The organism is Serratia sp. JUb9, assembly GCF_014298095.1.
In the GTDB taxonomy this organism is placed as follows: domain Bacteria; phylum Pseudomonadota; class Gammaproteobacteria; order Enterobacterales; family Enterobacteriaceae; genus Serratia_B; species Serratia_B rhizosphaerae.
This window is the reverse complement of record NZ_CP060416.1, coordinates 1249216-1273479: the sequence shown is the minus strand read 5'-3', so window position 1 is coordinate 1273479 and position 24264 is coordinate 1249216. Positions and strand designations below refer to the sequence as shown.

The 24264-nt window shown below is 57.1% G+C and carries 24 protein-coding genes; 8 read left to right on the top strand and 16 right to left on the bottom strand.

All coding sequences use genetic code 11. The features are described from left to right. The first annotated feature begins 142 nt into the window (after positions 1-142). On the top strand, positions 143-1606 hold the full coding sequence (gene mltF / locus HF675_RS06050) for a membrane-bound lytic murein transglycosylase MltF (protein ID WP_105232211.1): 1464 nt from the start codon (positions 143-145) through the stop codon (positions 1604-1606). Here the strand turns inward: mltF and tadA are convergent. Beyond that, a complete protein-coding gene (gene tadA / locus HF675_RS06045) occupies positions 1603-2109 on the bottom strand; it encodes a tRNA adenosine(34) deaminase TadA (RefSeq protein ID WP_105232212.1) in 507 nt (168 codons plus the stop codon). The two genes, mltF and tadA, sit on opposite strands and share 4 nt — an antisense overlap. Before the next feature lie 240 nt (positions 2110-2349). Here tadA and yiaY point away from each other — a divergent pair, with 240 nt between their 5' ends. Further along, on the top strand, positions 2350-3501 hold the full coding sequence (gene yiaY / locus HF675_RS06040) for an L-threonine dehydrogenase (RefSeq protein WP_187044246.1): 1152 nt from the start codon (positions 2350-2352) through the stop codon (positions 3499-3501). 56 nt (positions 3502-3557) lie between these two features. On the opposite strand, the gene yfhb is transcribed toward yiaY, so the two are convergent. Genes yfhb through murQ form a run of 3 tightly spaced genes read right to left on the bottom strand, consistent with a single transcriptional unit; the run spans position 3558 to position 6498 of the window. After that, complete coding sequence (yfhb, locus tag HF675_RS06035) at positions 3558-4214, bottom strand: phosphatidylglycerophosphatase C (protein WP_105232214.1); 657 nt, start codon at positions 4212-4214, stop codon at positions 3558-3560. Between the two features lie 3 nt (positions 4215-4217). Beyond that, a complete protein-coding gene (locus HF675_RS06030) occupies positions 4218-5585 on the bottom strand; it encodes a PTS transporter subunit EIIC (RefSeq protein WP_187044245.1) in 1368 nt (455 codons plus the stop codon). 19 nt (positions 5586-5604) lie between these two features. Continuing rightward, on the bottom strand, positions 5605-6498 hold the full coding sequence (gene murQ / locus HF675_RS06025; RefSeq protein ID WP_187044244.1) for an N-acetylmuramic acid 6-phosphate etherase: 894 nt from the start codon (positions 6496-6498) through the stop codon (positions 5605-5607). Positions 6499-6671: 173 nt separating this feature from the next. On the opposite strand from murQ, the gene HF675_RS06020 reads away from it, so the two are divergent. From HF675_RS06020 to HF675_RS06010, 3 genes are all read left to right on the top strand, one after another. Next, a complete protein-coding gene (locus HF675_RS06020) occupies positions 6672-7520 on the top strand; it encodes a MurR/RpiR family transcriptional regulator (protein WP_105232217.1) in 849 nt (282 codons plus the stop codon). Positions 7521-8072: 552 nt separating this feature from the next. Continuing rightward, on the top strand, positions 8073-9212 hold the full coding sequence (locus tag HF675_RS06015; RefSeq protein ID WP_255427337.1) for a phosphoethanolamine transferase: 1140 nt from the start codon (positions 8073-8075) through the stop codon (positions 9210-9212). A gap of 96 nt (positions 9213-9308) precedes the next feature. Continuing rightward, positions 9309-9569 carry a YfhL family 4Fe-4S dicluster ferredoxin gene (locus HF675_RS06010; RefSeq protein ID WP_054306838.1) on the top strand — a complete coding sequence of 87 codons (261 nt, stop codon included), beginning with the start codon at positions 9309-9311 and terminating at the stop codon, positions 9567-9569. Positions 9570-9606: 37 nt separating this feature from the next. Here the strand turns inward: HF675_RS06010 and acpS are convergent, their stop codons facing one another. The 7 genes from acpS to lepA all read right to left on the bottom strand — a co-directional run bounded on the left by acpS (position 9607) and on the right by lepA (position 16143). Next, positions 9607-9987, bottom strand: coding sequence for a holo-ACP synthase (gene acpS / locus HF675_RS06005; RefSeq protein ID WP_015673449.1), 381 nt, complete (start codon positions 9985-9987; stop codon positions 9607-9609). Further along, positions 9987-10718 carry a pyridoxine 5'-phosphate synthase gene (gene pdxJ / locus HF675_RS06000; protein WP_187044243.1) on the bottom strand — a complete coding sequence of 244 codons (732 nt, stop codon included), beginning with the start codon at positions 10716-10718 and terminating at the stop codon, positions 9987-9989. The genes acpS and pdxJ overlap by 1 nt, the downstream gene beginning before the upstream one ends. A gap of 74 nt (positions 10719-10792) precedes the next feature. Next, on the bottom strand, positions 10793-11524 hold the full coding sequence (gene recO / locus HF675_RS05995) for a DNA repair protein RecO (protein ID WP_105232220.1): 732 nt from the start codon (positions 11522-11524) through the stop codon (positions 10793-10795). Between the two features lie 6 nt (positions 11525-11530). Then, positions 11531-12439, bottom strand: coding sequence for a GTPase Era (gene era / locus HF675_RS05990; protein WP_015673452.1), 909 nt, complete (start codon positions 12437-12439; stop codon positions 11531-11533). Then, complete coding sequence (gene rnc / locus HF675_RS05985) at positions 12436-13116, bottom strand: ribonuclease III (RefSeq protein WP_004929158.1); 681 nt, start codon at positions 13114-13116, stop codon at positions 12436-12438. The genes era and rnc overlap by 4 nt, the downstream gene beginning before the upstream one ends. Positions 13117-13335: 219 nt before the next feature. After that, entirely contained in the window at positions 13336-14313 is a 978-nt protein-coding gene (gene lepB / locus HF675_RS05980; RefSeq protein WP_105232222.1) for a signal peptidase I, read from the bottom strand. Positions 14314-14343: 30 nt separating this feature from the next. Further along, positions 14344-16143 (bottom strand): translation elongation factor 4, encoded by a 1800-nt coding sequence (gene lepA, locus HF675_RS05975; RefSeq protein WP_111736604.1) that lies wholly within the window; start codon positions 16141-16143, stop codon positions 14344-14346. A gap of 510 nt (positions 16144-16653) precedes the next feature. Here lepA and HF675_RS05970 point away from each other — a divergent pair. Further along, positions 16654-17505, top strand: coding sequence for a hypothetical protein (locus HF675_RS05970; RefSeq protein WP_111736603.1), 852 nt, complete (start codon positions 16654-16656; stop codon positions 17503-17505). Here HF675_RS05970 and rseC read toward each other — a convergent pair. The 4 genes from rseC to rpoE are packed head-to-tail and all read right to left on the bottom strand — an operon-like array spanning position 17502 to position 20193. After that, entirely contained in the window at positions 17502-17978 is a 477-nt protein-coding gene (gene rseC, locus HF675_RS05965) for a SoxR-reducing system protein RseC (protein WP_105232225.1), read from the bottom strand. The genes HF675_RS05970 and rseC overlap by 4 nt on opposite strands. Continuing rightward, entirely contained in the window at positions 17975-18931 is a 957-nt protein-coding gene (gene rseB / locus HF675_RS05960) for a sigma-E factor regulatory protein RseB (RefSeq protein WP_105232226.1), read from the bottom strand. The genes rseC and rseB overlap by 4 nt, the downstream gene beginning before the upstream one ends. After that, positions 18931-19587, bottom strand: a complete 657-nt coding sequence (gene rseA, locus HF675_RS05955; protein ID WP_054306833.1) for an anti-sigma-E factor RseA — start codon at positions 19585-19587, stop codon at positions 18931-18933. The genes rseB and rseA overlap by 1 nt, the downstream gene beginning before the upstream one ends. 30 nt (positions 19588-19617) lie before the next feature. Further along, positions 19618-20193 (bottom strand): RNA polymerase sigma factor RpoE, encoded by a 576-nt coding sequence (rpoE, locus tag HF675_RS05950; RefSeq protein ID WP_105232227.1) that lies wholly within the window; start codon positions 20191-20193, stop codon positions 19618-19620. A gap of 212 nt (positions 20194-20405) precedes the next feature. On the opposite strand from rpoE, the gene nadB reads away from it, so the two are divergent. Next, entirely contained in the window at positions 20406-22007 is a 1602-nt protein-coding gene (gene nadB, locus HF675_RS05945) for an L-aspartate oxidase (protein WP_187044242.1), read from the top strand. Between the two features lie 27 nt (positions 22008-22034). On the opposite strand, the gene HF675_RS05940 is transcribed toward nadB, so the two are convergent. After that, positions 22035-22781, bottom strand: a complete 747-nt coding sequence (locus HF675_RS05940; protein ID WP_370569829.1) for a tRNA1(Val) (adenine(37)-N6)-methyltransferase — start codon at positions 22779-22781, stop codon at positions 22035-22037. A 130-nt stretch (positions 22782-22911) separates the two neighbouring features. On the opposite strand from HF675_RS05940, the gene srmB reads away from it, so the two are divergent. Further along, entirely contained in the window at positions 22912-24240 is a 1329-nt protein-coding gene (gene srmB / locus HF675_RS05935; RefSeq protein WP_105232230.1) for an ATP-dependent RNA helicase SrmB, read from the top strand. Positions 24241-24264 lie beyond the last annotated feature (24 nt).

Genomic DNA, 24264 nt, shown 5'->3' with positions numbered 1-24264 from the left:
TGCCGTCTGATTGTCATATTGTGTCAATAAAGTTGCACACTGGCGTTTTGTTACGCAAAATGCCCGCAAATACTGTCGATATCCCCATACTAATAAATGCTTTCCGGCCCGATGCAGACAGGCGTCGCCGCGAGATAACTATTTGAAACACCAAAAACTAAACTACATTCTCATCGGCGTTATCACCGTGCTTCTGGCTCTTGCGCTCTGGCCGAACATCCCCTGGCGCAGCGGTCAGGGCGGGCAACTCGAAGAGATCATATCCCGGGGAGAGCTGCGCATCAGTACGCTCAACTCGCCGTTAACCTATTTCACTACCCCCAAAGGCCCGAGCGGCCTGGACTATGAATTGGCGAAACGCTTCGCCAATTATCTGGGCGTGAAACTGGTCGTTTTGCCGCATCAAAACATCAACGATCTGTTTGACGATCTGGACGATAATGATGCTGATATTCTGGCCGCCGGCCTGATCTACAATCAGGAGCGCCTCAGCCGCGCCCGTACCGGCCCGGCCTACTACTCCGTCTCCCAGCAGCTGGTGTACCGGCTGGGCAATGCGCGGCCGAAAACCTTTGCCGACATTAAAGGCAAACTGGCGGTGGCCTCCGGCTCCGCCCACGTCAGCACGCTGAAACAGCTGAAACACGATAAATATCCTGACCTGCAGTGGGAGTCATCCAGCGACCGGACATCGCGCGAGCTGCTGGAGCAGGTGGCCGCCGGCAAACTGGACTACACCATCGGCGATTCAGTCAGCATCGCGCTGCTGCAGCGCATCCACCCGCAACTGGCCGTCGCCTTCGACGTCGCCGACGAGGAGCCGGTCACCTGGTACCTGAAACGCAGCGGCGATGACAGCCTGTATGCCGCCATGCTGGACTTCTTCAGCCAAATGGTGGAAGACGGCACGCTGGCGCGGCTGGAAGAGAAATATCTCGGCCATGTCGGCAGCTTCGACTACGTGGACACCAAATCTTTCCTGTCGGCGATCGATTCGGTGCTACCGACCTACCAGCCGCTGTTCCAGAAATATGCCACGGCGTTTGACTGGCGCCTGCTGGCGGCGATCGCCTACCAGGAGTCGCACTGGAATCCACTGGCGACCTCGCCAACCGGCGTGCGCGGCCTGATGATGCTGACCCGCGCTACCGCCGACGGACTAGGCGTGAACGACCGCCTCGACCCGGAAGAGAGTATTCAGGGCGGCGCACTCTATCTGCAGCGCCTGATGGCAAAAATACCGGAAACGGTGCCGGAAGATGAAAGGATCTGGTTTGCGCTGGCGGCCTATAACATCGGCTGGGGGCATATGCTCGACGCGCGCAAACTGACCAAAATGCAAAGCGGCAATCCGGACAGCTGGGTCGATGTGAAACAGCGCCTGCCAATGCTCAGCCAAAAGCGCTACTACCCGCAGCTGACCTACGGCTATGCGCGCGGCCGGGAAGCCTATAACTACGTAGAAAACATCCGCCGTTATCAGGTCAGCCTGGTGGGATACCTGCAGGAAAAAGAGAAAAAAGCCGCGCGGGAACGGCAGGAGCAGACCGCCATGATGCAGAGCTACCCGGCGGTGCCGGCCAAACTGGCGCTCAACCTCGATTAATCCGCAGCGCCGGCCGCGCGCTGCGCCAGCTTCAGCGCCTTTTTCTGTTCGCGGCGCAGGCGGAAAAAGTTGCTCAGCGTCGCGGCGCACTCATCCGCCAGTACGCCAGCGGTAATCTCCACCTGATGATTCATGCCCGGATGTCGCAGAATATCCACCAGCGAGCCTGCCGCACCGGTCTTTTCGTCTGAGGCGCCATACACCAGACGCCGTATGCGGCTGTGCACCATCGCGCCCGCACACATCACGCAGGGTTCCAGCGTCACGTATAACGTCGCATTCAGCAGCCGGTAGTTCTGCAGCACCGCGCCGCCCTGCCGTAACGCCATAATTTCCGCATGGGCGGTCGGGTCATGGCGGCCAATCGGCCGGTTCCAGCCCTCGCCGATAACCTGATTGTCCAGCACCAGCAGCGCCCCCACCGGCACCTCGCCTTCTTCCTGCGCACGCAGGGCCAGTTTCAGCGCCTGGCGCATCCAGTAATCGTCATTATATTCGGTCATTATCTCGTTCCTCGTGCGCTTTGCGGCCGGCATTATACACAGTAGCCGATTCCCGCTCCTCTTTTGTCACCGGCAAAAGCACGCTCGCTCCCGCACAGCGGGTGCAGAATGGCGGCCTTTCCCCGGTGTACGCCCCTAATACGCTGAATATTCGCCAAATCATTGTGGTAGATCATGTCTCACCTCCCCCGAACGGAGTAACGTAGCAGCCATAAAATCAATGATTTCAAGGAGCGCACAATGGCTGCTGCAACATTCTATATTCCTTCCGTTAATATGATCGGCTCCGGCTGCCTGGAAGAGGCGGCGAAAACCATGCAAGAGCAAGGCCTGCGCCATGCGTTGATCGTCACCGACCGGGTACTGAACGACATCGGCGTGGTCGCCCAGGTGCAACAACTGCTCACCGCACAGGATATCCAGAGCTGCGTGTACAACGGCACTCACCCTAACCCAACCACCAGCAACGTTGAACAGGGGCTGGCGCTGCTGCGCGAACATCAGTGCGACTGCGTCATCTCTCTTGGCGGCGGCTCTCCGCACGACTGCGCCAAAGGCATCGCGCTGGTCGCCACCAACGGCGGCGATATCAAGGATTATGAGGGCGTTGACCGCTCCGCCAAACCGCAGCTGCCGATGGTGGCGATTAACACCACCGCCGGCACCGCGTCAGAAATGACCCGTTTCTGTATCATTACCGACGAAGTCCGCCATATCAAAATGGCTATTGTCGATAAACACGTCACGCCAATCCTGTCCGTTAACGATCCGCACCTGATGGCCGGCATGCCGAAAGGGCTGACGGCGGCCACCGGGATGGACGCGCTGACGCACGCCATCGAGGCCTACGTCTCCAGCGCCGCCAACCCGATCACCGACGCCTGTGCACTGAAGGCGGTAACCATGATTATGGCGTCGCTGCGCGATGCGGTGAACGACGGCAAGAACATGCAGGCGCGTGAAGATATGGCTTACGCCCAGTTCCTGGCCGGCATGGCGTTCAACAACGCCTCTCTGGGCTACGTGCATGCCATGGCCCACCAGTTGGGCGGCTTCTATAACCTGCCGCACGGCGTCTGCAACGCGGTGCTGCTGCCTCACGTACAGGAGTTCAACGCCTCCGTAGCGGCAGGCCGCCTGAAAGACGTCGCCGTTGCGATGGGGCTGGAAGTGAGCAACCTGAACGACAGTCAGGGCGCTGCGGCCTGTATCGCAGCCATCCGCAAGCTGGCGCAGGATGTCGGCATCCCGGCCGGGCTGCGCGATCTGCAGGTGAAAGAAGAAGACTTCGATACGCTGGCGGCTAACGCGCTGAAAGACGCCTGCGGCTTCACCAACCCGATCCAGGCCAACCACGAGCAGATTGTCGCCATCTTTAAAGCGGCCATGTAAACCGCGCCGGCAAGTAAGCAGCAAAAAGGGCAGGATTCGCATCCTGCCCTTTTTTGTTATTCCAACTGCTGCAGCTCGCCTTCTTTACTTACCCGCCAGCGGTGTTCGCAGAAGAACAGCAGCGGATTGTCCTGTTTGCTGTCGCTGTAGCCGCTGTACAATTTTAACGGCGCGCCGATGCGCTGCTCCAACTGCGTTACTTTTTGTTCCCCCAGGCAACGCATCACCAGCACCCAGCCGCCATAGCGGCGCGTCATCCTGCTGCCGATCAAGCGCACCCGCGGTAAAAACCGCGAATCCTGATACACCTGCTCCACCAGCCTTTCCGGTGAACCGGTAATCAGCCACACCTGCGCATCATGCGCATCAAGATACTGGCGTAACCGCATCTGCACCACAGGAAATGCGGTCACCTTGGCGCGGAAGTAGGCGACAAAGCGCGCTTCCAGCGCCCGCAACCGCGCCTCCGAATGGCCAAAAGTGATTGCCCACAGCAGCAGGCTCATCGGCCAGCGCGCCGCGCGTCCGGCAATCAGCAGCGCCGCGCCCACCAACGGCAACAGGGGGATCACCAACACAAGATTCAGCGGCTGATGCCGCAATAAAAAGCGCAAGAAGCTGCCAAACATATCTTCCTGATGCAAAGTGCCATCCAGATCGAAGAACACGATGCGGCGCGACTCTTCGGCCTTCTGGCGTGACTGGTCACTCAAACGCTACTCCTCAGGATCGTTGAACCCCATGACCCAGGTGAAAATGAACCCTGCTACAATCGTAATCAGCATCCCGGCCAGATACAACATCACCTTGCCCGAGACGATAGTCAACGCCAAAGGCAGCCCGGAGAGGCCGAAGGTAATCACCGTCGCCACCTTCCAGTAGCTGATCAGCGCACCGCCGACCGCACCGCCGAGGCAGGCGCCAATAAATGGTTTGCCCAGCGGCAGCGTCACGCCAAAAATCAGCGGCTCGCCAATGCCCAGAATACCAACCGGCAGCGCGCCCTTAATCACTTTTTTCAGCCGCGCGTTACGAGTTTTCAACAGTACGGCGAGGGTTGCACCAACCTGCCCTACGCCCGCCATCGCCAAAATCGGCAGCAGCGGATTGGCACCATGCGCCTGCACCAGTTCAACGTGGATCGGCACCAACCCTTGATGCAGCCCGGACAACACCAGCGGCAGAAACAGGCCGGACAGTAGTGCGCCAACCAGCAGCCCGCCCTTGTCCAGCGCCAGGTTGGCACCGTGGGTAATCGCATCGGAAATATAACCGCCTAACGGCTGCAGGATCGCAATCGCCAGCGAAGCGGTAATCAACGTAGTCAGCAGCGGATTTAAAATCAGCTCCACCGATTCCGGCAGCAGCCTGCGCAGGCGCTTTTCCAGCCAGCACATCAGCGCCACCACCAGCAGCACAGCGATCACACCGCCGCGCCCCGGCTGCAGCGCTTCGCCAAACAGGGTTATTTGCGCCAGCTGCGGACTGGAAAGAATGCCGGCCATTACCCCGCCCATCGCCTGCGAACCGCCGAACACCCGCGCCGCGTTAACGCCGACCAAAATATTCATAATGGCGAACACCGCGCTGCCGAAGATCGCCAGCAGGCCAAGTATATTCGGGTAGCTCAGGGCGATATCGCCGGCGATATTCGGCCGCTTCAAAAGATTAATAATACCGGTAATCAGGCCGGAGGCGATAAATGCCGGTATCAGCGGTATAAAGATATTAGCCAGTTTTTTCAGCACCCCGCTCATCGGCGCGGCGTATTTGGCTTTGGCGGCGGCCTTATTTTCGGCAATGTTATCACCGGCATCGAGAGAGGCAGCAGGCTCACTCAGCAAGGCGCGCATCTCATCCACCACCTTGGCGGCGGCGCCCGGTCCAACGATAAACTGGTGCTGTTCACCCTGCTTTATATATCCCTTCACGCCGTCCAGCCGCTGCAGCAAAGGCAGCTCCAGGCGCCGCTCATCGCTGACTTCGACACGAACCCGCGTCATGCAATTTTCCAGCTTGAGGATGTTCCCCTCGCCGCCGACGCCCGCCAAAATCTGCCGGGCCAGTGCCGCCGTCTTATCCATTGATCACCTCAATGAGCCATTAATCCGCCAACGCTGCACGCAGGTAGCCGTGATGCGCCTGTAAACGCCGCAGCGCCTCTTCAGCGCTGATTCCGGCCAACAGCATCAGAATCGCCGGCTTCACCTCAAAATCAGTCTGCGCCAGCGCAGTTTCCGCCTGGCTGCGTTCGGCGCCGGTCGCCTCAACGACAATGCGGCAGGCACGATCCACCAGCTTTACGTTGGTCGCCTTCACGTCCACCATCAAGTTTTGGTACACCTTGCCCAGTTTGACCATCGCGCCGGTTGAGATCATGTTCAGCACCAGTTTTTGCGCAGTGCCGGACTTCATACGGGTCGAACCGGTCAACGCCTCCGGACCGACCAGCGGGGAAATTGCCACCAGTGCTTCCGCAGCGATCGGCGAGTCGGGATTACAGGAGATCGCCGCCGTCGGGCAACCTAACTGACGCGCATAGCGCAATGCGCCGATCACATAAGGCGTACGGCCGGAAGCCGCCAGCCCAACCACCATGTCAGTCGGTGTTAACGTCAGATCCTGCAGGTCACGCTCCCCCAGCGCTGCGTCATCCTCAGCGCCCTCTACCGCTTTTAACAGCGCGCCGGGGCCGCCGGCGATCAGACCCACGACCACACCGTGCGGCACGCCGAAGGTTGGCGGACATTCGGACGCGTCCAGCACGCCAAGGCGACCGCTGGTGCCCGCCCCCAGATAAATCAGGCGGCCGCCTGTCTGCAGCGCCGCCGCTGCCAAATCGACCGCCTGAGCGATCTCCGGTAGTACCGCCGCAATCGCCTGCGGCACTTTACGGTCTTCATGGTTAAAGCAGGTCACCATCTCCAGCGTCGACATTTCATCCAACGTCATCGTCTCTGGATTGCGGGTTTCGGATACGAGTGCGCCTAAATTCATTGGGTAACCTCTGGAATTTTTAATTCAAAAATACAAGATAATATTTGAATATTTAATTCAACAAAGCGAGCACTATTTGCTAGTTTATACTGGCGCGCTCACAAAAATTTTTACTGCGCGCCAACGCGCCGTTATGGCAACATCTTCCCACTGGCACTATTAGGAATAACGGCATGAGTACCCTTCTTCGCATTCGTCAAATGTATCCCGCCCTGGCGCAGAACGATCGAAAACTGGCGGATTACCTGCTGCACAACGCCGAAGAGGCTCGCCATCTGAGTTCACAAAAACTGGCCCAGGTGGCCGGCGTCAGCCAGTCCAGCGTGGTCAAGTTTGCGCAGAAGATGGGTTATAAAGGTTTCCCGGCGCTGAAACTGGCGCTGAGCGAAACGCTGGCACAGCCGCAGTCGGAGCCGGTGGTGACCGTGCATAACCGGATTCTCAGCAGCGATACGCTCAAAATCGTCGGTGAGAAGCTCTTACTGGAGAAACAGGCGGCGTTGCGCGCCACGCTGGATATTAACAGTGAAGAACGCCTGTACCAGGCCTTAACCATGCTGCGCGGCGCGCGGCGAGTGTTTCTGATGGGGATTGGCGCCTCAGGTCTGGTCGCCAAAGACTTTTCCTACAAACTGCTGAAAATCGGCGTGATGGCGGTGGCCGAAGCCGATATGCATGCGCAACTGGCTGCGGTGCAGGCGCTGGACCCGCAAGACTTGCTGGTTGCCCTCTCCTTCAGCGGCGAGCGGCGCGAAATCAATCTGGCCGCCGACGAAGCCAAAGCGGCCGGCGCACAAGTTCTGGCGCTCACCTGCTTTTCCCCCAACAGCCTGCAGCAGCGTGCGGACCACTGCCTGTATACCATTGCCGAAGAACCCAGCACCCGCAGCGCCGCCATTTCCTCCAGCACTGCCCAATATGCCCTTACCGACCTGTTGTTTATGGCGTTAATCCAACATGATTTGGATCATGCGCGAGTACGTATTAAACATAGCGAACAGTTGATGAAAAAATTGGTGTAGGCGTATAATAACCTACACCGCATATAAATTAAGATATTTCTTGCCATAGATTAATTCCAAATACATTCCGCGGTCGCTAGGCGTATCCCCTTTTGGGGATATTTTCGTACGGACACAAATTATTAAGTTAATTTAATGACTATGCACACATTAATTGCTGGAAAAACACGCACAAGTATTACTCCTCACACTATTCTAGTTATTGCCCTATATATTACTTCATCAGTTGTGTTGACCTACTCCCTAGGCTACCATAACGCAAATATCATCGACATCCTACTGATGATGCTAATATTACCCTCGCTATCATCAGTTCCATTATTACGTTATCTTCTCGTCATACCCTTTTTTATCCTATGTGCGATATACTTCCCAATAGGTTATATTTACGGCAAGCCATCAGTATCGGTAATTTCAGCATTAATGCAAACCAATATATTGGAGGCACATGAGTTTTTGCTTTCAATGCCGAAACGGTGTTATCTACTACCAATTTTAGTTATCGTACTATTAATATCACTTAGTCGATATGCTTGGCGTTCGTCTACTACGGTGAAGAAAAATCTACCTTATTGGTTATTATTAGCTCTCATTTTTTTAGTTTATGGTGCAAGCAATAACTTACATACACTAAAAATTACTGATTACTTTTTATCGGCATTCACCAGTTATCGAAATTATCAAGAGCAAATCACACGGCTTGATATGGCCCGCACCACCTCTCCCGACTGGATTGTCACTCCATCAGCCGATCGACAGGCTAATTATGTCATTATCATCGGGGAGAGTATGCGACGAGACTATATGTCTCTTTTTGGCTACCCGCTGCCAACCACACCGTTTCTCGACCAGGCTAACGGCGACTTTTACAGCAACTATATTTCTACTGCCCCCAATACCTTCGAGTCCCTGCCCCGTACACTGGCGCTCAGCCAAGGTAAACAGGTTGATTACGCAAATAACGTCGTAACGCTGGCCAAGGCCGCCGGCATACAGACCTACTGGTTTTCCAACCAAGGATTCATTGGCGATTATGATATCCCAGCGTCTAAAATCGCCAGCTACAGCGACCGGCGCTATTTCCTTAAGCACGGGGACTATCTGTCGTCAAACACCGATGATTATCAACTGCTGTCGCCCTTTTCCCATACGCTAAAAAATAGTCATAATGGACTGTTTATCTTACATATCATGGGATCGCATCCAGATTTCTGTGCACGTCTGAATGGTGCCGAACCAACGTTCAGCGTTAAAAACCAGGATCTATCATGCTATCTCTCCACCTATCGAAAAACCGACGACTTTATTCAGCAGACCTACCACCTACTGCAGCAGACACAGCGCCCTTTCAAGCTGTTTTATTTCTCCGATCACGGCTTGGCCAAGCGTTATATCGGCGGAGACTCCTATCTGCGCCATAGCAGTGAATTCAAGCAAAATTACGACGTGCCTTTGGTGATCTTGTCCGATAATGCTACGCAGCACCGACAGATAGATACGCCTTACAGCGCGTTCAATTTCATCCAAATCTTCGCCCAACAAACCGGCATCGCCATTACCCAACCTGATATGGCAGCCTACGCGATACAGCAAAAGCAACGCCAAGTTTACTCAGGGCAAGAGATGGTGGCCTATGATAGTCTGGCAGAAGACAAAGTTGATCTGCCTGATGAAAACCACCTGCGCGGTTAAGAAATAACCAGAAAAGAAGCGATTTTATGGTAAAGTGCGCGGCGGCAGAAACTGCTTCTGCGCCCCCCCGGCATGTAAGATGGAATTGTTACTAATATGGCTCTGCTGATTACCAAAAAATGCATCAACTGCGATATGTGTGAACCCGAGTGCCCGAATCAGGCTATCTCAATGGGTGCGGACATTTACCAGATTGATACCGAACGCTGCACCGAATGCGTCGGTCATTATGATACGCCGACCTGTCAGCAGGTATGCCCGATTGATAACACCATTGTGGTCGACCCGCAGCATACGGAAAGCCAGGAACAGCTGTGGGATAAATTTGTGGTGCTGCATCACGCCGACAGGCTGTAATTCACGGACGCCGCGCCCGGCGGCGTCCGTATCGTCATCAGCTTTCGATTATCACCGTCGCGCAGGCATAACGGCGCTCATCGGCCAGTGAAACGTGGATGTTCGTCACACCCATTTCCTGCGCCAGCTCCGCCGCCCGTTCATGCAGGCGAATATTCGGCTTGCCTAATCCGTCGTTAAACACTTCGAACTGATTAAACGCCAGGCCGTTGCGAATACCGGTGCCGAACGCCTTTGCCGCCGCCTCTTTGACGGCAAAACGCTTGGCCAGAAAACGCACCGGTTGCTGATGCTGCTGATAGAGCGCCCATTCGGCCGCGTTCAGCACGCGCCGCGCCAGCCGATCGCCGCTGCGTTCAACCACCGCTTCAATACGTGCAATTTCAACGATATCGGTGCCAAGCCCAAGTACCGCCATTAGCGACGCGCTTCCCGCATCAGCAGCTTCATCTCGGCAACCGCGTCTGCCAGGCCGCTCATCACCGCCTGCCCGATAATGGCGTGGCCGATATTCAGCTCATGCATTTCCGGCAACGCGGCAATCGGCTGCACGTTATGGTAGGTCAGACCGTGGCCGGCATTGACCTTCAGACCCTTTTCCGCCGCATAGCGCGCCGCCTGCGCAATGCGCAGCAGTTCGGCCTCTACCGCCAGCTCACCCTGCGCTTCGGCATAGGCGCCGGTGTGAATCTCAACGTACGGCGCGCCCACCGCCACCGCCGCATCAATCTGGCGATGATCCGGGTCGATAAACAGCGAAACCTGAATGCCCGCCTGCGTCAGACGCTCAACCGCCAGCGTCATTTTGTCCAACTGGCTGGCGACGTCCAGCCCGCCCTCGGTGGTCACTTCCTCACGCTTTTCCGGCACCAGGCAGCAGAAGTGCGGCTGCAGTTCACAGGCGATGTCCAGCATCTCGTCGGTCACGGCCATTTCCAGATTCATCCGCGTCTGGATGGTCTGGCGCAAAATACGCACGTCGCGATCGGTGATGTGGCGGCGGTCCTCACGCAGATGAACCGTAATGCCGTCTGCACCGGCCTGTTCAGCGGTAAATGCCGCCTGTACCGGATCGGGATATTGGGTTCCGCGCGCGTTACGCAAGGTGGCGATATGATCGATATTAACGCCGAGCAGTAAATCAGCCATGACAACCTCTTAGATTGAAATTTTCGTTCCCGCAGTTTACACGCAGGCGGAAAGCGGCAAAAGCAGAAAGGGCGTCAGGCGTCATCAACCGGCGTATGCGGTTGCTTACGGACGAACTGACGAAACAGCTCGCGGCTTTTCAGCGGCTTGCCGCCAAGATAGGGTTTCAATGCGATACGGGTAAAACGTTTGGCGGCGCGCAGGGTATCGGCATCCGGGAACTGACGCTCGGCCAGCGCGCGCAGTTCGCGGCCGGTAAAGCTGTAATGATCCACTACCAGGCTGGCAATAAAGCCTTTTTCCTCACGATAGCGGTAGGTCATGCCGTCATCGACCGCCTCGCCGCTGCCGGCGCAGTGCAGAAAATCCACGCCGTAACCCAGATGATGCAACAGCGCCAGTTCAAACTGCCGCAGCGCATGTTCCGGCGAACCGTCTGCCGCCGCCAGCGCCTGCAGACACTGCAGGTAGTCAAAGAACAGTACCGAATAGTTGGCTTCCTGCTCCAGCACGCGCGACAGCAATTCGTTAACGTACAGGCCGCTGTACAGCATCATGCCACTGAGAGGTAAACCGAGGGAGACTGCTTCGGCGTTGCGCAGCGTTTTTACTTCGCCACGCCCGCCCCAGCGGACTAACAGAGGGGTAAAGGGCTGCAGGCAGCCCTTCAGATTGGAACGGCGGCTACGCGCGCCTTTGGCCAGTAAACGCACCCGCCCGTGGCCTTCGGTAAACAGATCCAGCATCAGGCTGGTTTCACTGTACGGTCGCCCATGCAGGACGAAAGCGCGCTCCCAGCCGTCCATCGGCGGTTACTTCAGATCGTCGACATAGCCCAGGCTGCGCAGCGCACGTTCGTCGTCCGCCCAGCCGGATTTAACTTTCACCCACAGTTCCAGATGCACTTTGGCTTCAAACATCTGTTCCATGTCCTGACGGGCTTCAATACCGATGGTTTTAATCTTCGCGCCCTTGTTGCCGATAACCATTTTCTTCTGGCCTTCGCGCTCAACCAGGATCAGACCATGCACGTCATAGCCGCCGCGGTCGTTGGCGACGAACTGTTCAATCTCAACGGTCACCGAATAAGGCAGCTCTTCACCCAGGAAACGCATCAGTTTTTCGCGGATAATTTCCGACGCCATAAAACGCTGCGAACGATCGGTGATGTAATCTTCCGGGAAGTGGTGTTCCGCTTCCGGCAGCAGCTTGCGCACAATGCCGGCGATGGTGTCGACATTCATCCCTTTCTCGGCGGAGATTGGCACCACGTCGAGGAAGTTCATCTGCTGGCTGAGGAAAGCGATATGCGGCAGCAGTTTGGATTTGTCGGTTACGTTGTCGACCTTGTTGATCGCCAGCAGTACCGGGCACTTCAGGCTGCGCAGTTTGTTCAGCACCATCTCATCGTCGTCGGTCCAGTTGGTGCCTTCGACCACGAAGATCACCAGCTCCACATCGCCGATCGAGCTGCTGGCCGCACGGTTCATCAGGCGGTTGATGGCACGTTTTTCTTCGATGTGCAGCCCCGGGGTATCCACGTAGATCGCCTGATAAGGCCCTTCAGTGTCGATACCCATAATGCGGTGACGCGTGGTCTGCGGCTTACGCGAGGTAATGGAGACTTTTTGCCCCAGCAGTTGGTTCAGCAACGTGGATTTGCCCACATTGGGACGCCCAACGATCGCGATAAATCCGCAGTATTGTGTTTCTTCGCTCATTCAAGCTCCAGCTTTTTCAGCGCTTGTTCCGCTGCCGCCTGCTCGGCTTTACGGCGGCTTGAGCCGGTGCCTACCACCGGTTCGCTCAAACCACTCACCTGACAGTGGATGGTAAACTCCTGGTCGTGCGCTTCACCGCGAACCTGCACCACCAGATAAGAAGGCAACGGCAGATGACGCCCCTGCAGAAACTCCTGCAAACGGGTTTTTGGGTCTTTCTGCTTGTCGCCCGGGCTGATTTCATCCAACCGGCTACGATACCAGTCAAGAATCAAACGTTCGACGGTCTGAATATCGCTGTCCAGGAAGACGCCGCCAATCAAGGCTTCCACCGTATCCGCCAAAATCGACTCGCGACGGAAACCGCCGCTTTTCAGCTCGCCAGGGCCAAGGCGTAAACATTCGCCCAGGTCAAACTCACGAGCCATCTCCGCCAGCGTATTGCCGCGCACCAGCGTGGCGCGCATACGGCTCATATCGCCCTCGTCTACGCGAGGAAAGCGGTGGTAGAGCGCATTGGCGATGACAAAACTCAAAATAGAGTCGCCCAGGAACTCAAGACGTTCATTATGTTTGCTGCTGGCGCTGCGGTGAGTCAGCGCCTGCAGCAAAAGTTCTTGCTGTTGAAAAGTGTAGCCCAGCTTGCGCTGCAGCCTGTTAATTACGATGGGATTCATGAGTTACCAATAGATCAAGAATGCGTCAAAAACTTTACAGCATACGGAACAGACCTGCTTTCCAAAGCTGTTTCGTTTGCAGTGGCTCTAAATCGAACCAACTTTTATCGCCCGGTATTCTACAACGAGCAGCAACAGAATGCTGCGTTTATCTCCCCGCCCTGCTTCACGCCGCACTAAATTAATACGGCGCCGGGCAGAACGGGAAGACATGCGGAATTAGTGAATACCACCAATACGGCTTAATCTTACGCCGGTCGGCCACTCACCTTCCTGTTTTTCAAAGCTCATCCAGATTGCGGTCGCTTTACCCACCAGGTTCTTCTCCGGTACGAAGCCCCAATAACGGCTGTCGGCGCTGTTATCGCGGTTATCGCCCATCATAAAGTAATGACCGGCCGGCACTACCCACTCGGCCAGCTGATTACCCGGCTGCTGGTAATAGGCGCCAACCTGATCCTGCGTGCCCGGCACGGTCAGCACCCGGTGCGTCACGTCGCCCAGCGTTTCGTTGCGCTCACGCAGACGAATACCGCCTTGCGGCACGCTGTCGTTCAGCGGCACATTGTAGAAGCCGTTGCTGGCTTCGCCCATGCCGCTGCGGCTGAACATTTGTACGAAATCGCTCGGCGCCGCCTGATTATAGGTGACCGCCAGCGCCTTATCGCAGGACTGGCCGTTGTCACATGCCGGCTGTACCGTAACGCGCTTGTTCAGCGGATCGTAGCTGACCTTATCGCCCGGCAGGCCGACAACGCGCTTGATATAATCCAGCTTCGGATTCAGCGGGTATTTAAATACCGCGATATCGCCGCGTTTCGGGTGGCCGGTTTCAATCAGCGTGGTCTGGGTAATCGGATCTTTAATCCCGTAAGCGTACTTCTCCACCAGAATAAAATCGCCGATCAACAGCGTCGGCATCATCGAACCGGATGGAATCTGGAACGGCTCGTAAACAAACGAGCGCACCACGAAGACCAGCAGCAACACCGGGAAAACCGATGCGCCGGTTTCCACCCAGCCCGGCTGCTTGGCAACTTTCGCCAGCGTCTTGTCATCCAGCGTGCCGTCGGTCTGTTCGTTGACCGCCGCAATTTTCGCCCGGCGAGCCGGCGCCCACTTAAAGCGCTCCAGGCACCAGATGATCCCGGTCACCAACGTGGCAATCGCCAGGATCAAGGCAAACATATTCGCCATGCAAACTCCCTTGTTATCGAGCCTTCGCTCTTACTTACCGTCTTTACCCACGTGCAGAATGGCCAGGAACGCTTCCTGCGGCAGCTCAACGTTGCCGACCTGTTTCATGCGCTTCTTACCGTCTTTCTGTTTCTGCAGCAGCTTTTTCTTACGGCTGACGTCGCCGCCGTAGCACTTGGCCAGAACGTTCTTACGCAGCTGTTTCACCGTTGAGCGCGCAATGATATGCGTGCCGATGGCCGCCTGAATGGCAATATCGAACTGCTGACGCGGGATCAGATCTTTCATCTTTTCCACCAGCTCGCGGCCGCGGTATTGCGCGTTATCGCGGTGGGTGATCAGCGCCAGCGCATCCACGCGCTCGCTGTTGATCAGCACGTCGACGCGCACCATGTCGGAGGCCTGGAAGCGTTTGAAGTTGTAATCCAGCGACGCATAACCGCGCGAGGTGGACTTCAGGCGGTCGAAGAAGTCGAGCACCACTTCCGCCATCGGAATGTCATAGGTCAGTGCCACCTGATTGCCGTGATACACCATATTGGTCTGCACGCCGCGTTTTTCCACGCACAGCGTAATCACGTTGCCCAGGTACTCCTGCGGCATCAGCATATGACATTCGGCGATCGGCTCGCGCAGCTCGGCAATATTGTTGAGCGGCGGCAGTTTGGACGGGCTGTCGACATATACCGTTTCACCGCCGGTGGTCTCCACTTCGTAGACAACCGTCGGCGCGGTGGTGATCAGATCCAGACCGTATTCACGCTCCAGACGCTCCTGAATGATCTCCATATGCAACAGGCCGAGGAAGCCGCAGCGGAAACCAAAGCCCAGCGCGGTGGAACTTTCCGGCTCATAGAACAGCGAGGCATCGTTCAGGCTCAGTTTGCCCAGCGCATCGCGGAAGGCTTCATAATCGTCAGAGCTGATCGGGAACAGGCCGGCATACACCTGCGGCTTCACTTTTTTGAAGCCCGGCAGCGGTTTTTCCGCCGGCTGGCGCGCGGTGGTCAGGGTATCGCCCACCGGGGCGCCCAGAATGTCTTTAATCGCACAGACCAGCCAGCCTACCTCGCCGCAGTTCAGCACGTCGCGGTCGACGCGTTTCGGGGTGAAAATCCCCAGGCGGTCGGCGTTATAAATCTGACCGGTGCTCATAACTTTGATCTTGTCGCCTTTGCGCATGGTGCCGTTTTTAATCCGCACCAGCGATACCACGCCAAGATAGTTATCAAACCAGGAGTCGATGATCAGCGCCTGCAGCGGCTCATCAGGATCGCCCTCCGGCGGTGGAATGTCGCGCACCAGACGCTCCAACACGTCCGGCACGCCGACGCCGGTTTTCGCGGAGCAACGCACCGCATCGGCAGCGTCGATGCCGACGATATCTTCAATCTCCTGCGCCGCACGATCCGGATCGGCAGCCGGCAGGTCGATTTTGTTCAGTACCGGCACCACTTCCAGATCCATTTCAATGGCGGTATAGCAGTTGGCCAGCGTCTGTGCTTCTACGCCCTGCCCGGCGTCAACCACCAGCAACGCGCCTTCACAGGCCGCCAGCGAGCGTGAAACTTCATAAGAGAAGTCGACATGGCCCGGGGTATCGATAAAGTTCAGCTGATAGGTTTCACCATCGGGCGCCTTATAATCCAGCGTGACGCTCTGCGCCTTGATGGTGATGCCGCGTTCGCGCTCCAGATCCATGGAGTCCAGCACCTGTGCGGCCATTTCACGGTCGGTCAGGCCGCCGCAAATCTGGATAATACGGTCCGACAGCGTCGATTTACCGTGGTCAATATGGGCAATAATGGAGAAATTTCGTATATGCTTCATTATAAAAGTTTTTCTGCCTTGGTATTTCTGAATTACTCGCCTATGGAAACCCGCATGGACCTAAAGCGACAGTGAGTTGGGTTAGGCCGTCTTTCGCCTGAATCGCTGCATTCTACATGCCGTAACAGCGAAAACCTAGCGATCGCTGCAGCGAAAACATTCTATTATGCGCTGTTTAATGGGGCAGGTGCCAGCCATGGATGAAAACAAATGTTAATCGGAAAAACATTTTGCCCGGACGGGAAAAGGCCGGTAAAAACGCATACCGCTCCAGCCCTTAATACATAATGCACCGCCGTGCAATCAACCCACTCTTAAACCCTCAAAAAAACAACCTTAATATCAGTTAATTATCCACTTTCGCGCTTTAGGAAAAAACCCATATACCTGACGTCCGCACCTCGATAGAAAGAGGGTGAGCTCCGTATAAAATGATGAAATCAGGGCACTACATCGGCAAGCCCGCCGGAGTTCACCAGCATATCTCTGTAGATTGATTGGAAGGTGCGTATGATCGATAAAGGGCAGATGCTGAGCCGGCACGATTTTTCAAAGGTCAACTGGGGCATTCTGGCAGCGGCGGCGCTGCTGTTAACCATCGGCGGCGCGCTGCTAATGCTGCCGCTGATGAGCAATATGGAAGAGCGCGGCATACTGACCTTGCTGCAAACCGGCGCGGTAACCATATTACTGGCGTGTATCCTGCTGGCGCTGCGTCATGTTCTGCGCCCGACGCAGACCTATCGCCTGTATGAACACGGCGTCAGAGTGTTCAATAGCCATAACCACCAGGAACGCTTTATCCCGTTTGAGAAGATCGTCGATATTTATCGCATCCGCAGCGTGCCGCTGCTGGGCAACCTGTGTGGCGGGCTGTGCGAAGCCATGGCGTTCCGTACCGCCGCCGATCAGCCCTGGTGTACGGTATTCAGCAATGTGTCACACGCCTGGGCGCTGCGTGACACCATCATCAACCAGCAGATCCTGTTGCGCGGCCCGGTGGCCCTCAATGCGTTATATCAGGGAGAGGAGCTGGCCTTTAACTATATTGCCGGCAGAACCCGCTGGCTAACCTGGCTTCTTGGCAGCAGATTACGGCACCTGCCGGGCCAGACGCTGCGGCTGAGCGCCAAAACGCTGGTTACGCCGCAGGGGGATATCGCCATCGAACAAATCCGCTCGCTGGACAGCCAGCCGCAGCACGGAGTTATCCATTTACTGGACAGCCAGGGTCAGACGCTGGCCACGCTGCGTTACTATTCACTGCTGAGCGCCGATCTGTTTATTGCGTTGCTGGAGCATATGATTAACAACCGCATCCCCGCCTACCGCAACCCGGCGATGACGCGGCCGTTCATTTAGTCAGACAGAGGGGATTCCGGCTGCAGGCGCAGCGCGGTAGGAGGCAGGCCGATTTGCAACACCACCGGCTGGTAGGCGTCCTGTTCACCCAGACGGTGGGCCAGTTTACGCGCCAGCAAAAAGGCGCCCACGCCGCCAAACAGCGCGCCCAGTGCCGCAGCGCCGTCCGTCGCCAGCCACAGCTGCAGCGCGCCGCCGCCGAGCATCATACCCAGCAGCGGTGTCAGATAAACCAGCATCGCCGAGCGCAGCAGGCTGCCTTCGGTGATGCCCACCTCAACCCGTTGCCCCGGCTCCAGCGGCTGTTCAATCTGCACCTGCAGCTGATGCTCGGTTTCCGGCACCAGTTCATTCAGCGCACGCGCACCGCAGCCCGAACGGGCCTTGCAGCTGCCGCAGCCCGCTTTAGGCTCGCAACGCAATAGCGCCACGCCCTGTTGCCACGAGACTACCGTGGCCCACTCTTTCATCATTTCGACGATCCCCTGAAGGAAATACCGTCAGCAATACGCTTGGCGGTTGACGGCGGCAGTTCGCCGACGATGGTAATCTCTTTGCCGTTGCGTAATTCGGTCTGAATCGTCCGTCGCCCCTGGCGATAGAGCTGCGTGCCAACGCCACTGCCCGCCGGGCTGACATTGACCGAGAAACTGAACAGGCCGTCGCTGTACAGTCGCGTTTCAACCGGCACGGAAACGTTCGGCAACTTGCGGCGATTGCGCGCCACTTCGCTGACCCCGGCCGGTAACCAGGCCGTGTTCCAACCCAGTTTAACATTGTCCATCGCCGGCAGGGAAATCAGCGGCGGCAATGAGGCTTTCAGCAATCCGCTCAGCGCGTTTTGCACCTCTTCCCCCACCTCAAATGAGATCACCCGATATTGCTCCAGCGTTTCGCCGTTGCGGTCAAGCAGATCCACCCGCAGCGGCAGTTTGGTCTCTTCATCCATCCAGACAATATAGCTGTAGCGCGAACCATCGCGCGCCACCACGCGGATCACCTCGCAAGGACGATCGGAAATACGCGTCCGGCCGACGGAGATAAAATCATAGTATTTCGCCAGACGGGTAAAGTCGGCGTACACAATGGAAGGCAGCGCATCAACGATATGGTCGCCCGACAGGGTAAACGGCTCCAGGCCCGGTTCGAAATAGCTGATGCCGTCGCCGCGCTGCAGCACTTCACGCCGCGGACCGTCCATATGCAGTAACTGGCCGAGCGCCTGCTGCTCCACCAGGGCATGGCGATAGCGCAACGACTCTATCCCCTGCTTGGTGATGCTGATATAGGCAAGCTCGTAATTGAGTGAACGGCTGGCGCTGCTCATTTGTTGCAACAACGCCCCGGACGCGGTCTGCGCCGGGGCGATATTTGAGTAGAGCAGGCTGCCCGTCAATAGACAAACGGAGAACCAAAGTTGCTTCATTACTGCTGCTGCATTCCTAAAGACTGGGTGCCTGGAACCTGAACGGCGGCCTGCTGCGGCGTGCCTTGATCAAGTTGCAATTGGTTTGAATGCAAGCGGCGTTGCAGTTCGTAATCCTGCAGCATCGCATTGATACGTTTACGCTGTTCCTGCACCTGCTGCTGTTGACCGCTGCCGGTTGAGAAACTGTCTGCCGGCACGCCCAGGCTGACCGGCGATGGCTGCCCCATAATCGGCAGCGTGTTGAACACCGGCGCTTCCGAAGAACCCGGCTGCGTGGCATCAGGCTGATTATAGTGCTGGACGCCGACGATCACCGCCAGAGAGACGCAGGCGGCAACCCCGACCTGAGTCAGCTGGCTGGCCCATGGGCGCACTTTGTGCCAGAAAGGCATCTTCTGCCAGGTTTCCGGCTGCGGCTGAGATTCAGGCACCGCCGAAGGAACCAGACGAGCAGGCTCTTTCTCCAGTGCAGCGGCAACACGTTCGGCGATATCGAGATGAATTACTTGTCCTACATCACCCCGAAGCGTGTCACGTATCAGGTGATAGCTCTGCCAGCTTTGTTGAAGCGCCCGATCCTGCGACAAAGAGCTCAGCAGTTCGTTATCGAGCGATTCACCATCCATCAGAGCGGAAAGTTTTTCTTTCTGCATGCCTAAATACCCTTCCTGTATCCGCCATCGCTAACGCTGAATCAGCGGCTGAACTTTATTATCGATAGCTTCCCGAGCGCGGAAAATACGCGAGCGTACGGTCCCGACCGGGCAATCCATGATGGCGGCTATCTCTTCGTAGCTTAGGCCATCCAACTCCCGCAAGGTGATCGCCATACGCAGATCCTCAGGGAGCGACTCAATGGTACGGAAAACTATCTGTCTCAACTCTTCTGACAACATTAAGTTCTCAGGGTTCGAAATTTCTTTCAATGCGCCGGCGCTTTCATAGTTTTCAGCGTCGTTGGCGTCCACATCACTTGCCGGCGGACGCCGCCCCTGAGCAACCAGATAATTCTTTGCTGTATTCACAGCGATTCGATACAACCAGGTGTAAAAAGCGCTGTCGCCGCGGAAAGATTCCAGCGCGCGATAGGCTTTAATAAACGACTCCTGCACCACATCAGGCACATCGCCCTGCGGCACATAGCGGGAAACCAGACTCGCCACTTTATGCTGGTAGCGTACCACCAGTAAGTTAAACGACTTCTGATCGCCCTTTTGGACCCGTTCAACCAGCACCTGATCCGTTAACTGCTCGCTCATCCGAGGTAAATTCTCCCCAAATCTGTCTCCACGCGTGAAATTGTACTGCCAGCCATACATTTTTCCTGAGCAAGCACTCGCTTGGAGTTCATATGGAAATCAAAGTTCCATACGGCCATTGTTTTTTCTGTTGATGTCGCCCTATCCGTGGCATTTGCCCGGACAATTAGGCTAACATGATTTTCACTCTTCTTCTGCACACATCATACGTTATGCAACCATCTTCTGAATATGTTAGCGATGTACTGATCGTCGGCAGCGGTGCTGCAGGCCTGTCACTGGCTCTGCGGCTGGCACAACACGGCAAGGTGACCGTGCTGAGCAAAGGCCCGCTCAATGAAGGCGCCACCTTTTATGCCCAGGGCGGCATCGCCGCGGTATTTGATGAAACGGACAGCATTGCGTCGCACGTTGACGATACGCTGATTGCCGGCGCGGGGCTTTGTGATAAAGAGGCGGTCGAGTTTATCGCCGGCAATGCGCGCCATTGCGTCCAGTGGCTCATCGATCAGGGCGTGCTGTTTGATATCGAAACCAACGCCCAGGGCGAGAAACGCTATCACCTGACGCGTGAAGGCGGCCACAGCCACCGCCGTATTCTGCACGCCGCAGACGCCACCGGTAAGGAAGTAGAGACCACACTGGTGGGGAAAGCAAGCGCACATCCGAATATTTGCGTCATGGAGCGCCGCAACGCCGTCGACCTGATCACCTCCAGCAAAGTCGGCCTGCCCGGCACCCGCCGCGTGGTGGGCGCCTACGTCTGGAACCGCGAGCTGGAGCAGGTGGAGACGCACCGCGCCAAAACCGTGGTGCTGGCGACCGGCGGCGCCGCCAAAGTGTACCAGTACACCACCAACCCGGACATCTCCTCCGGCGACGGTATCGCCATGGCCTGGCGCGCCGGCTGCCGCGTCGCCAACCTGGAGTTTAACCAGTTTCACCCCACCTGCCTGTTCCATCCGCAGGCACGCAACTTTTTGCTGACCGAAGCGCTGCGCGGCGAAGGCGCGCATCTGCTGCGCCCGGACGGCAGCCGCTTTATGCCGGACTTCGACCCGCGAGGCGAACTGGCGCCGCGCGATATTGTCGCCCGCGCTATCGACCATGAAATGAAACGCCTCGGCGCCGACTGCATGTATCTGGATATCAGCCATAAACCCGCCGAATTTATCATCCAGCACTTTCCGATGATCCATGACAAGCTGCTGACGCTGGGCTTTGACCTGACCAAACAGCCGATCCCGATCGTACCGGCGGCGCATTACACCTGCGGCGGTGTGATGGTAGACCAACATGGTCGTACCGACCTGGACGGACTGTACGCCATCGGTGAGGTGAGCTATACCGGGCTGCACGGCGCCAACCGCATGGCCTCTAATTCGCTGCTGGAGTGCCTGGTGTACGGCTGGTCGGCCGCCGAGGATATTGTGCGCCGCCTGCCGGCCATCAAGCTGGCCAAGGCACTGCCGCAATGGGACGAAAGCCGGGTGGATGACTCGGATGAACGCGTGGTGATCCAGCATAACTGGCACGAACTGCGGCTGTTTATGTGGGACTACGTCGGTATCGTCCGCACCACTAAACGCCTGGAGCGCGCTCTGCGCCGTATCAACACGCTGCAGCAGGAAATTGACGAGTACTACGCCAATTTCCGCATCTCCAATAACCTGCTGGAGCTGCGTAATCTGGTGCAGGTGGCGGAACTAATGGTGCGCAGCGCTATGGCGCGCAAAGAGAGCCGCGGCCTGCACTACACGCTGGACTATCCGGAGCCGCTGCCGCAAGCGCTTCCTACCATTCTGCAGCCGTAAGGCGCTCAGGGCGCGCCGGCGCCCTGCTCAATAAAACAGATAAAAATCGGTGATCAGGCGACGGAACGGTGCAGTGTAGTCACCCTCCGCCTGCTTGATGGCCAGATCGCTGTGCGCACACGTCTGCGCCGTGCGCGTCAGCGCCAGCAATATACGATGCCGTGGGGTATCCGCCCGGTCGCTGACGTTCACCCGCTGCGCCAAATGCCAGCCGCGCTGCAGCGCATCGGCGGCAAAGGCCTCGCCAATGTCATACGGCAGCACCACGCACAGCATACCGTCGGGCTGTAGCAGCCGTTCGGCGCAGGCCAGCAGTACATCATGAGTCAGCGTTTCGGTATAGCGCGCCGCATCGCGCGCCCGATCGCGGCAAGCTACCGCCGGCGCAAAATACGGCGGGTTGCTGACAATCAGATCGTAGCTGGCGGTCCGCTGCCCAGTAAACTGTTGAATATCCTGCTCATATATACGGATGCGCGACGCCCACGGCGACGCTTCTGCATTGTCATGCGCCTGCGCGGCGGCGGCGGCGTCCAGTTCTACCGCGTCGATCTGCACGTCATCCGCCGTACGCTGCGCCAGCATCAGCGCAATCAGCCCGCTGCCGCAGCCGATATCCAGCACCCGCCGGACCGCCGTCACCGGCGCCCAAGCGCCGAGCAGCACGCCGTCGGTGCCGACTTTCATGGCACAGCGATCGTGAGCGACAAAAAACTGTTTGAAGGTAAAACCGCCGCGACGCGGTTTGAAATTGGCTTTTGACTGACTGTCCACAATGAGTACCTGGCTGGAAAACCGGCGTAGCATAAGGCAATCTGCGGAGTGGTAAAAGAGTCCCGGCCTGAAAAAGGATGAACCCGGCGGCCAACCCGTCTATAATCGGCGCCCCAAGTAGAGGTAGACCATGACAGCAACCAATTTTTCCGAACTCGATCTCGATGAACGCCTGATCAACGCCCTGCGTGATAAAGGCTACGACCGCCCGACCGCTATTCAGGCCGAAGCCATCCCACCGGCAATGGACGGGCGCGACGTCTTGGGTTCGGCGCCGACCGGCACCGGTAAGACCGCCGCATTCTTGCTGCCTGTGCTGCAGCACCTGCTGGATTTCCCCCGCAAGAAGTCCGGCCCGCCGCGCGTATTAATCCTGACCCCGACGCGCGAACTGGCGATGCAGGTCGCCGATCAGGCGCGTGAGCTGGCGGCCCATACCTCACTGGATATTGCCACTATTACCGGCGGCGTAGCCTATATGAACCACGCGGAAGTATTCAGCGAAAACCAGGATCTGGTGGTCGCCACTACCGGCCGCCTGCTGCAGTATATTAAAGAAGAGAACTTCGACTGCCGCGCGGTGGAAACGCTGATCCTGGATGAAGCCGACCGCATGCTGGACATGGGCTTTGCCCAGGATATCGAAACTATTTCCGCCGAGACGCGCTGGCGCAACCAGACCCTGCTGTTTTCCGCCACGCTGGAAGGCGAAGCTATCCGCGAATTCGCAGAACGCATCCTGAACGAACCGGTGGAAGTGGAAGCCGATCCTTCCCGCCGCGAGCGTAAAAAAATCCTGCAGTGGTACTACCGTGCTGACGATGTGCAGCATAAAACCGCCCTGCTGATCAATCTGCTGCAGCAGCCGGATGTACAGAAATCAGTGGTCTTCGTACGCAAGCGCGAGCGTGTACATGAGCTGGCCACCTGGCTGCGGGAAGCAGGCATCAACACCTGCTATCTGGAAGGCGAGATGGTGCAGGCCAAACGCAACGAAGCGGTGAAACGCATGATGGACGGCCGCGTCAACGTGCTGATCGCCACCGACGTCGCCGCCCGCGGTCTGGACATTCTGGATATCACCCACGTGTTCAACTTTGATATGCCGCGCACCGCCGATACCTATCTGCACCGCATCGGCCGCACCGGCCGCGCCGGCCGCAAAGGCACCGCGATTTCGCTGGTCGAGGCTCACGATCACCTGCTGCTGGGCAAAGTCGGCCGCTACCTCAACGAACCGTTGAAAGCGCGCGTGATTGACGAACTGCGGCCGAAAACCCGCGTGCCGAGTGAAAAGAGCAACGGCAAGCCGTCCAAAAAAGTGCTGGCCAAGCGCGCGGCCGACAAGAACAAAGCCAAAAGCAAGGATAAAGCCAAGGTGAAAGTTCGCCATCGTGAGGCGAAAAACATCGGCAAACGCCGCCAGCCGAAAGGCGCACCGGCAACCAACGGCGAATAACGAACGCCACAGAAAAACCGCCTT

Excerpts from the sequence above, each read along its gene's own strand:
- recO (WP_105232220.1), bottom strand. The coding sequence starts at position 11,524 with ATGGACGGCTGGGAGCGCGCTTTCGTCCTGCATGGGCGACCGTACAGT.
- acpS (WP_015673449.1), bottom strand. The coding sequence starts at position 9,987 with ATGGCGGTACTTGGGCTTGGCACCGATATCGTTGAAATTGCACGTATT.
- HF675_RS06030 (WP_187044245.1), bottom strand. The coding sequence starts at position 5,585 with ATGGATAAGACGGCGGCACTGGCCCGGCAGATTTTGGCGGGCGTCGGC.
- srmB (WP_105232230.1), top strand. The coding sequence starts at position 22,912 with ATGACAGCAACCAATTTTTCCGAACTCGATCTCGATGAACGCCTGATC.
- rseC (WP_105232225.1), bottom strand. The coding sequence starts at position 17,978 with ATGATGAAAGAGTGGGCCACGGTAGTCTCGTGGCAACAGGGCGTGGCG.
- HF675_RS05970 (WP_111736603.1), top strand. The coding sequence starts at position 16,654 with ATGATCGATAAAGGGCAGATGCTGAGCCGGCACGATTTTTCAAAGGTC.
- era (WP_015673452.1), bottom strand. The coding sequence starts at position 12,439 with ATGAGCGAAGAAACACAATACTGCGGATTTATCGCGATCGTTGGGCGT.
- rseA (WP_054306833.1), bottom strand. The coding sequence starts at position 19,587 with ATGCAGAAAGAAAAACTTTCCGCTCTGATGGATGGTGAATCGCTCGAT.
- rpoE (WP_105232227.1), bottom strand. The coding sequence starts at position 20,193 with ATGAGCGAGCAGTTAACGGATCAGGTGCTGGTTGAACGGGTCCAAAAG.
- tadA (WP_105232212.1), bottom strand. The coding sequence starts at position 2,109 with ATGACCGAATATAATGACGATTACTGGATGCGCCAGGCGCTGAAACTG.
- yiaY (WP_187044246.1), top strand. The coding sequence starts at position 2,350 with ATGGCTGCTGCAACATTCTATATTCCTTCCGTTAATATGATCGGCTCC.
- lepB (WP_105232222.1), bottom strand. The coding sequence starts at position 14,313 with ATGGCGAATATGTTTGCCTTGATCCTGGCGATTGCCACGTTGGTGACC.
- HF675_RS06020 (WP_105232217.1), top strand. The coding sequence starts at position 6,672 with ATGAGTACCCTTCTTCGCATTCGTCAAATGTATCCCGCCCTGGCGCAG.
- rnc (WP_004929158.1), bottom strand. The coding sequence starts at position 13,116 with ATGAATCCCATCGTAATTAACAGGCTGCAGCGCAAGCTGGGCTACACT.
- lepA (WP_111736604.1), bottom strand. The coding sequence starts at position 16,143 with ATGAAGCATATACGAAATTTCTCCATTATTGCCCATATTGACCACGGT.
- HF675_RS06010 (WP_054306838.1), top strand. The coding sequence starts at position 9,309 with ATGGCTCTGCTGATTACCAAAAAATGCATCAACTGCGATATGTGTGAA.
- murQ (WP_187044244.1), bottom strand. The coding sequence starts at position 6,498 with ATGAATTTAGGCGCACTCGTATCCGAAACCCGCAATCCAGAGACGATG.
- pdxJ (WP_187044243.1), bottom strand. The coding sequence starts at position 10,718 with ATGGCTGATTTACTGCTCGGCGTTAATATCGATCATATCGCCACCTTG.
- rseB (WP_105232226.1), bottom strand. The coding sequence starts at position 18,931 with ATGAAGCAACTTTGGTTCTCCGTTTGTCTATTGACGGGCAGCCTGCTC.
- nadB (WP_187044242.1), top strand. The coding sequence starts at position 20,406 with ATGCAACCATCTTCTGAATATGTTAGCGATGTACTGATCGTCGGCAGC.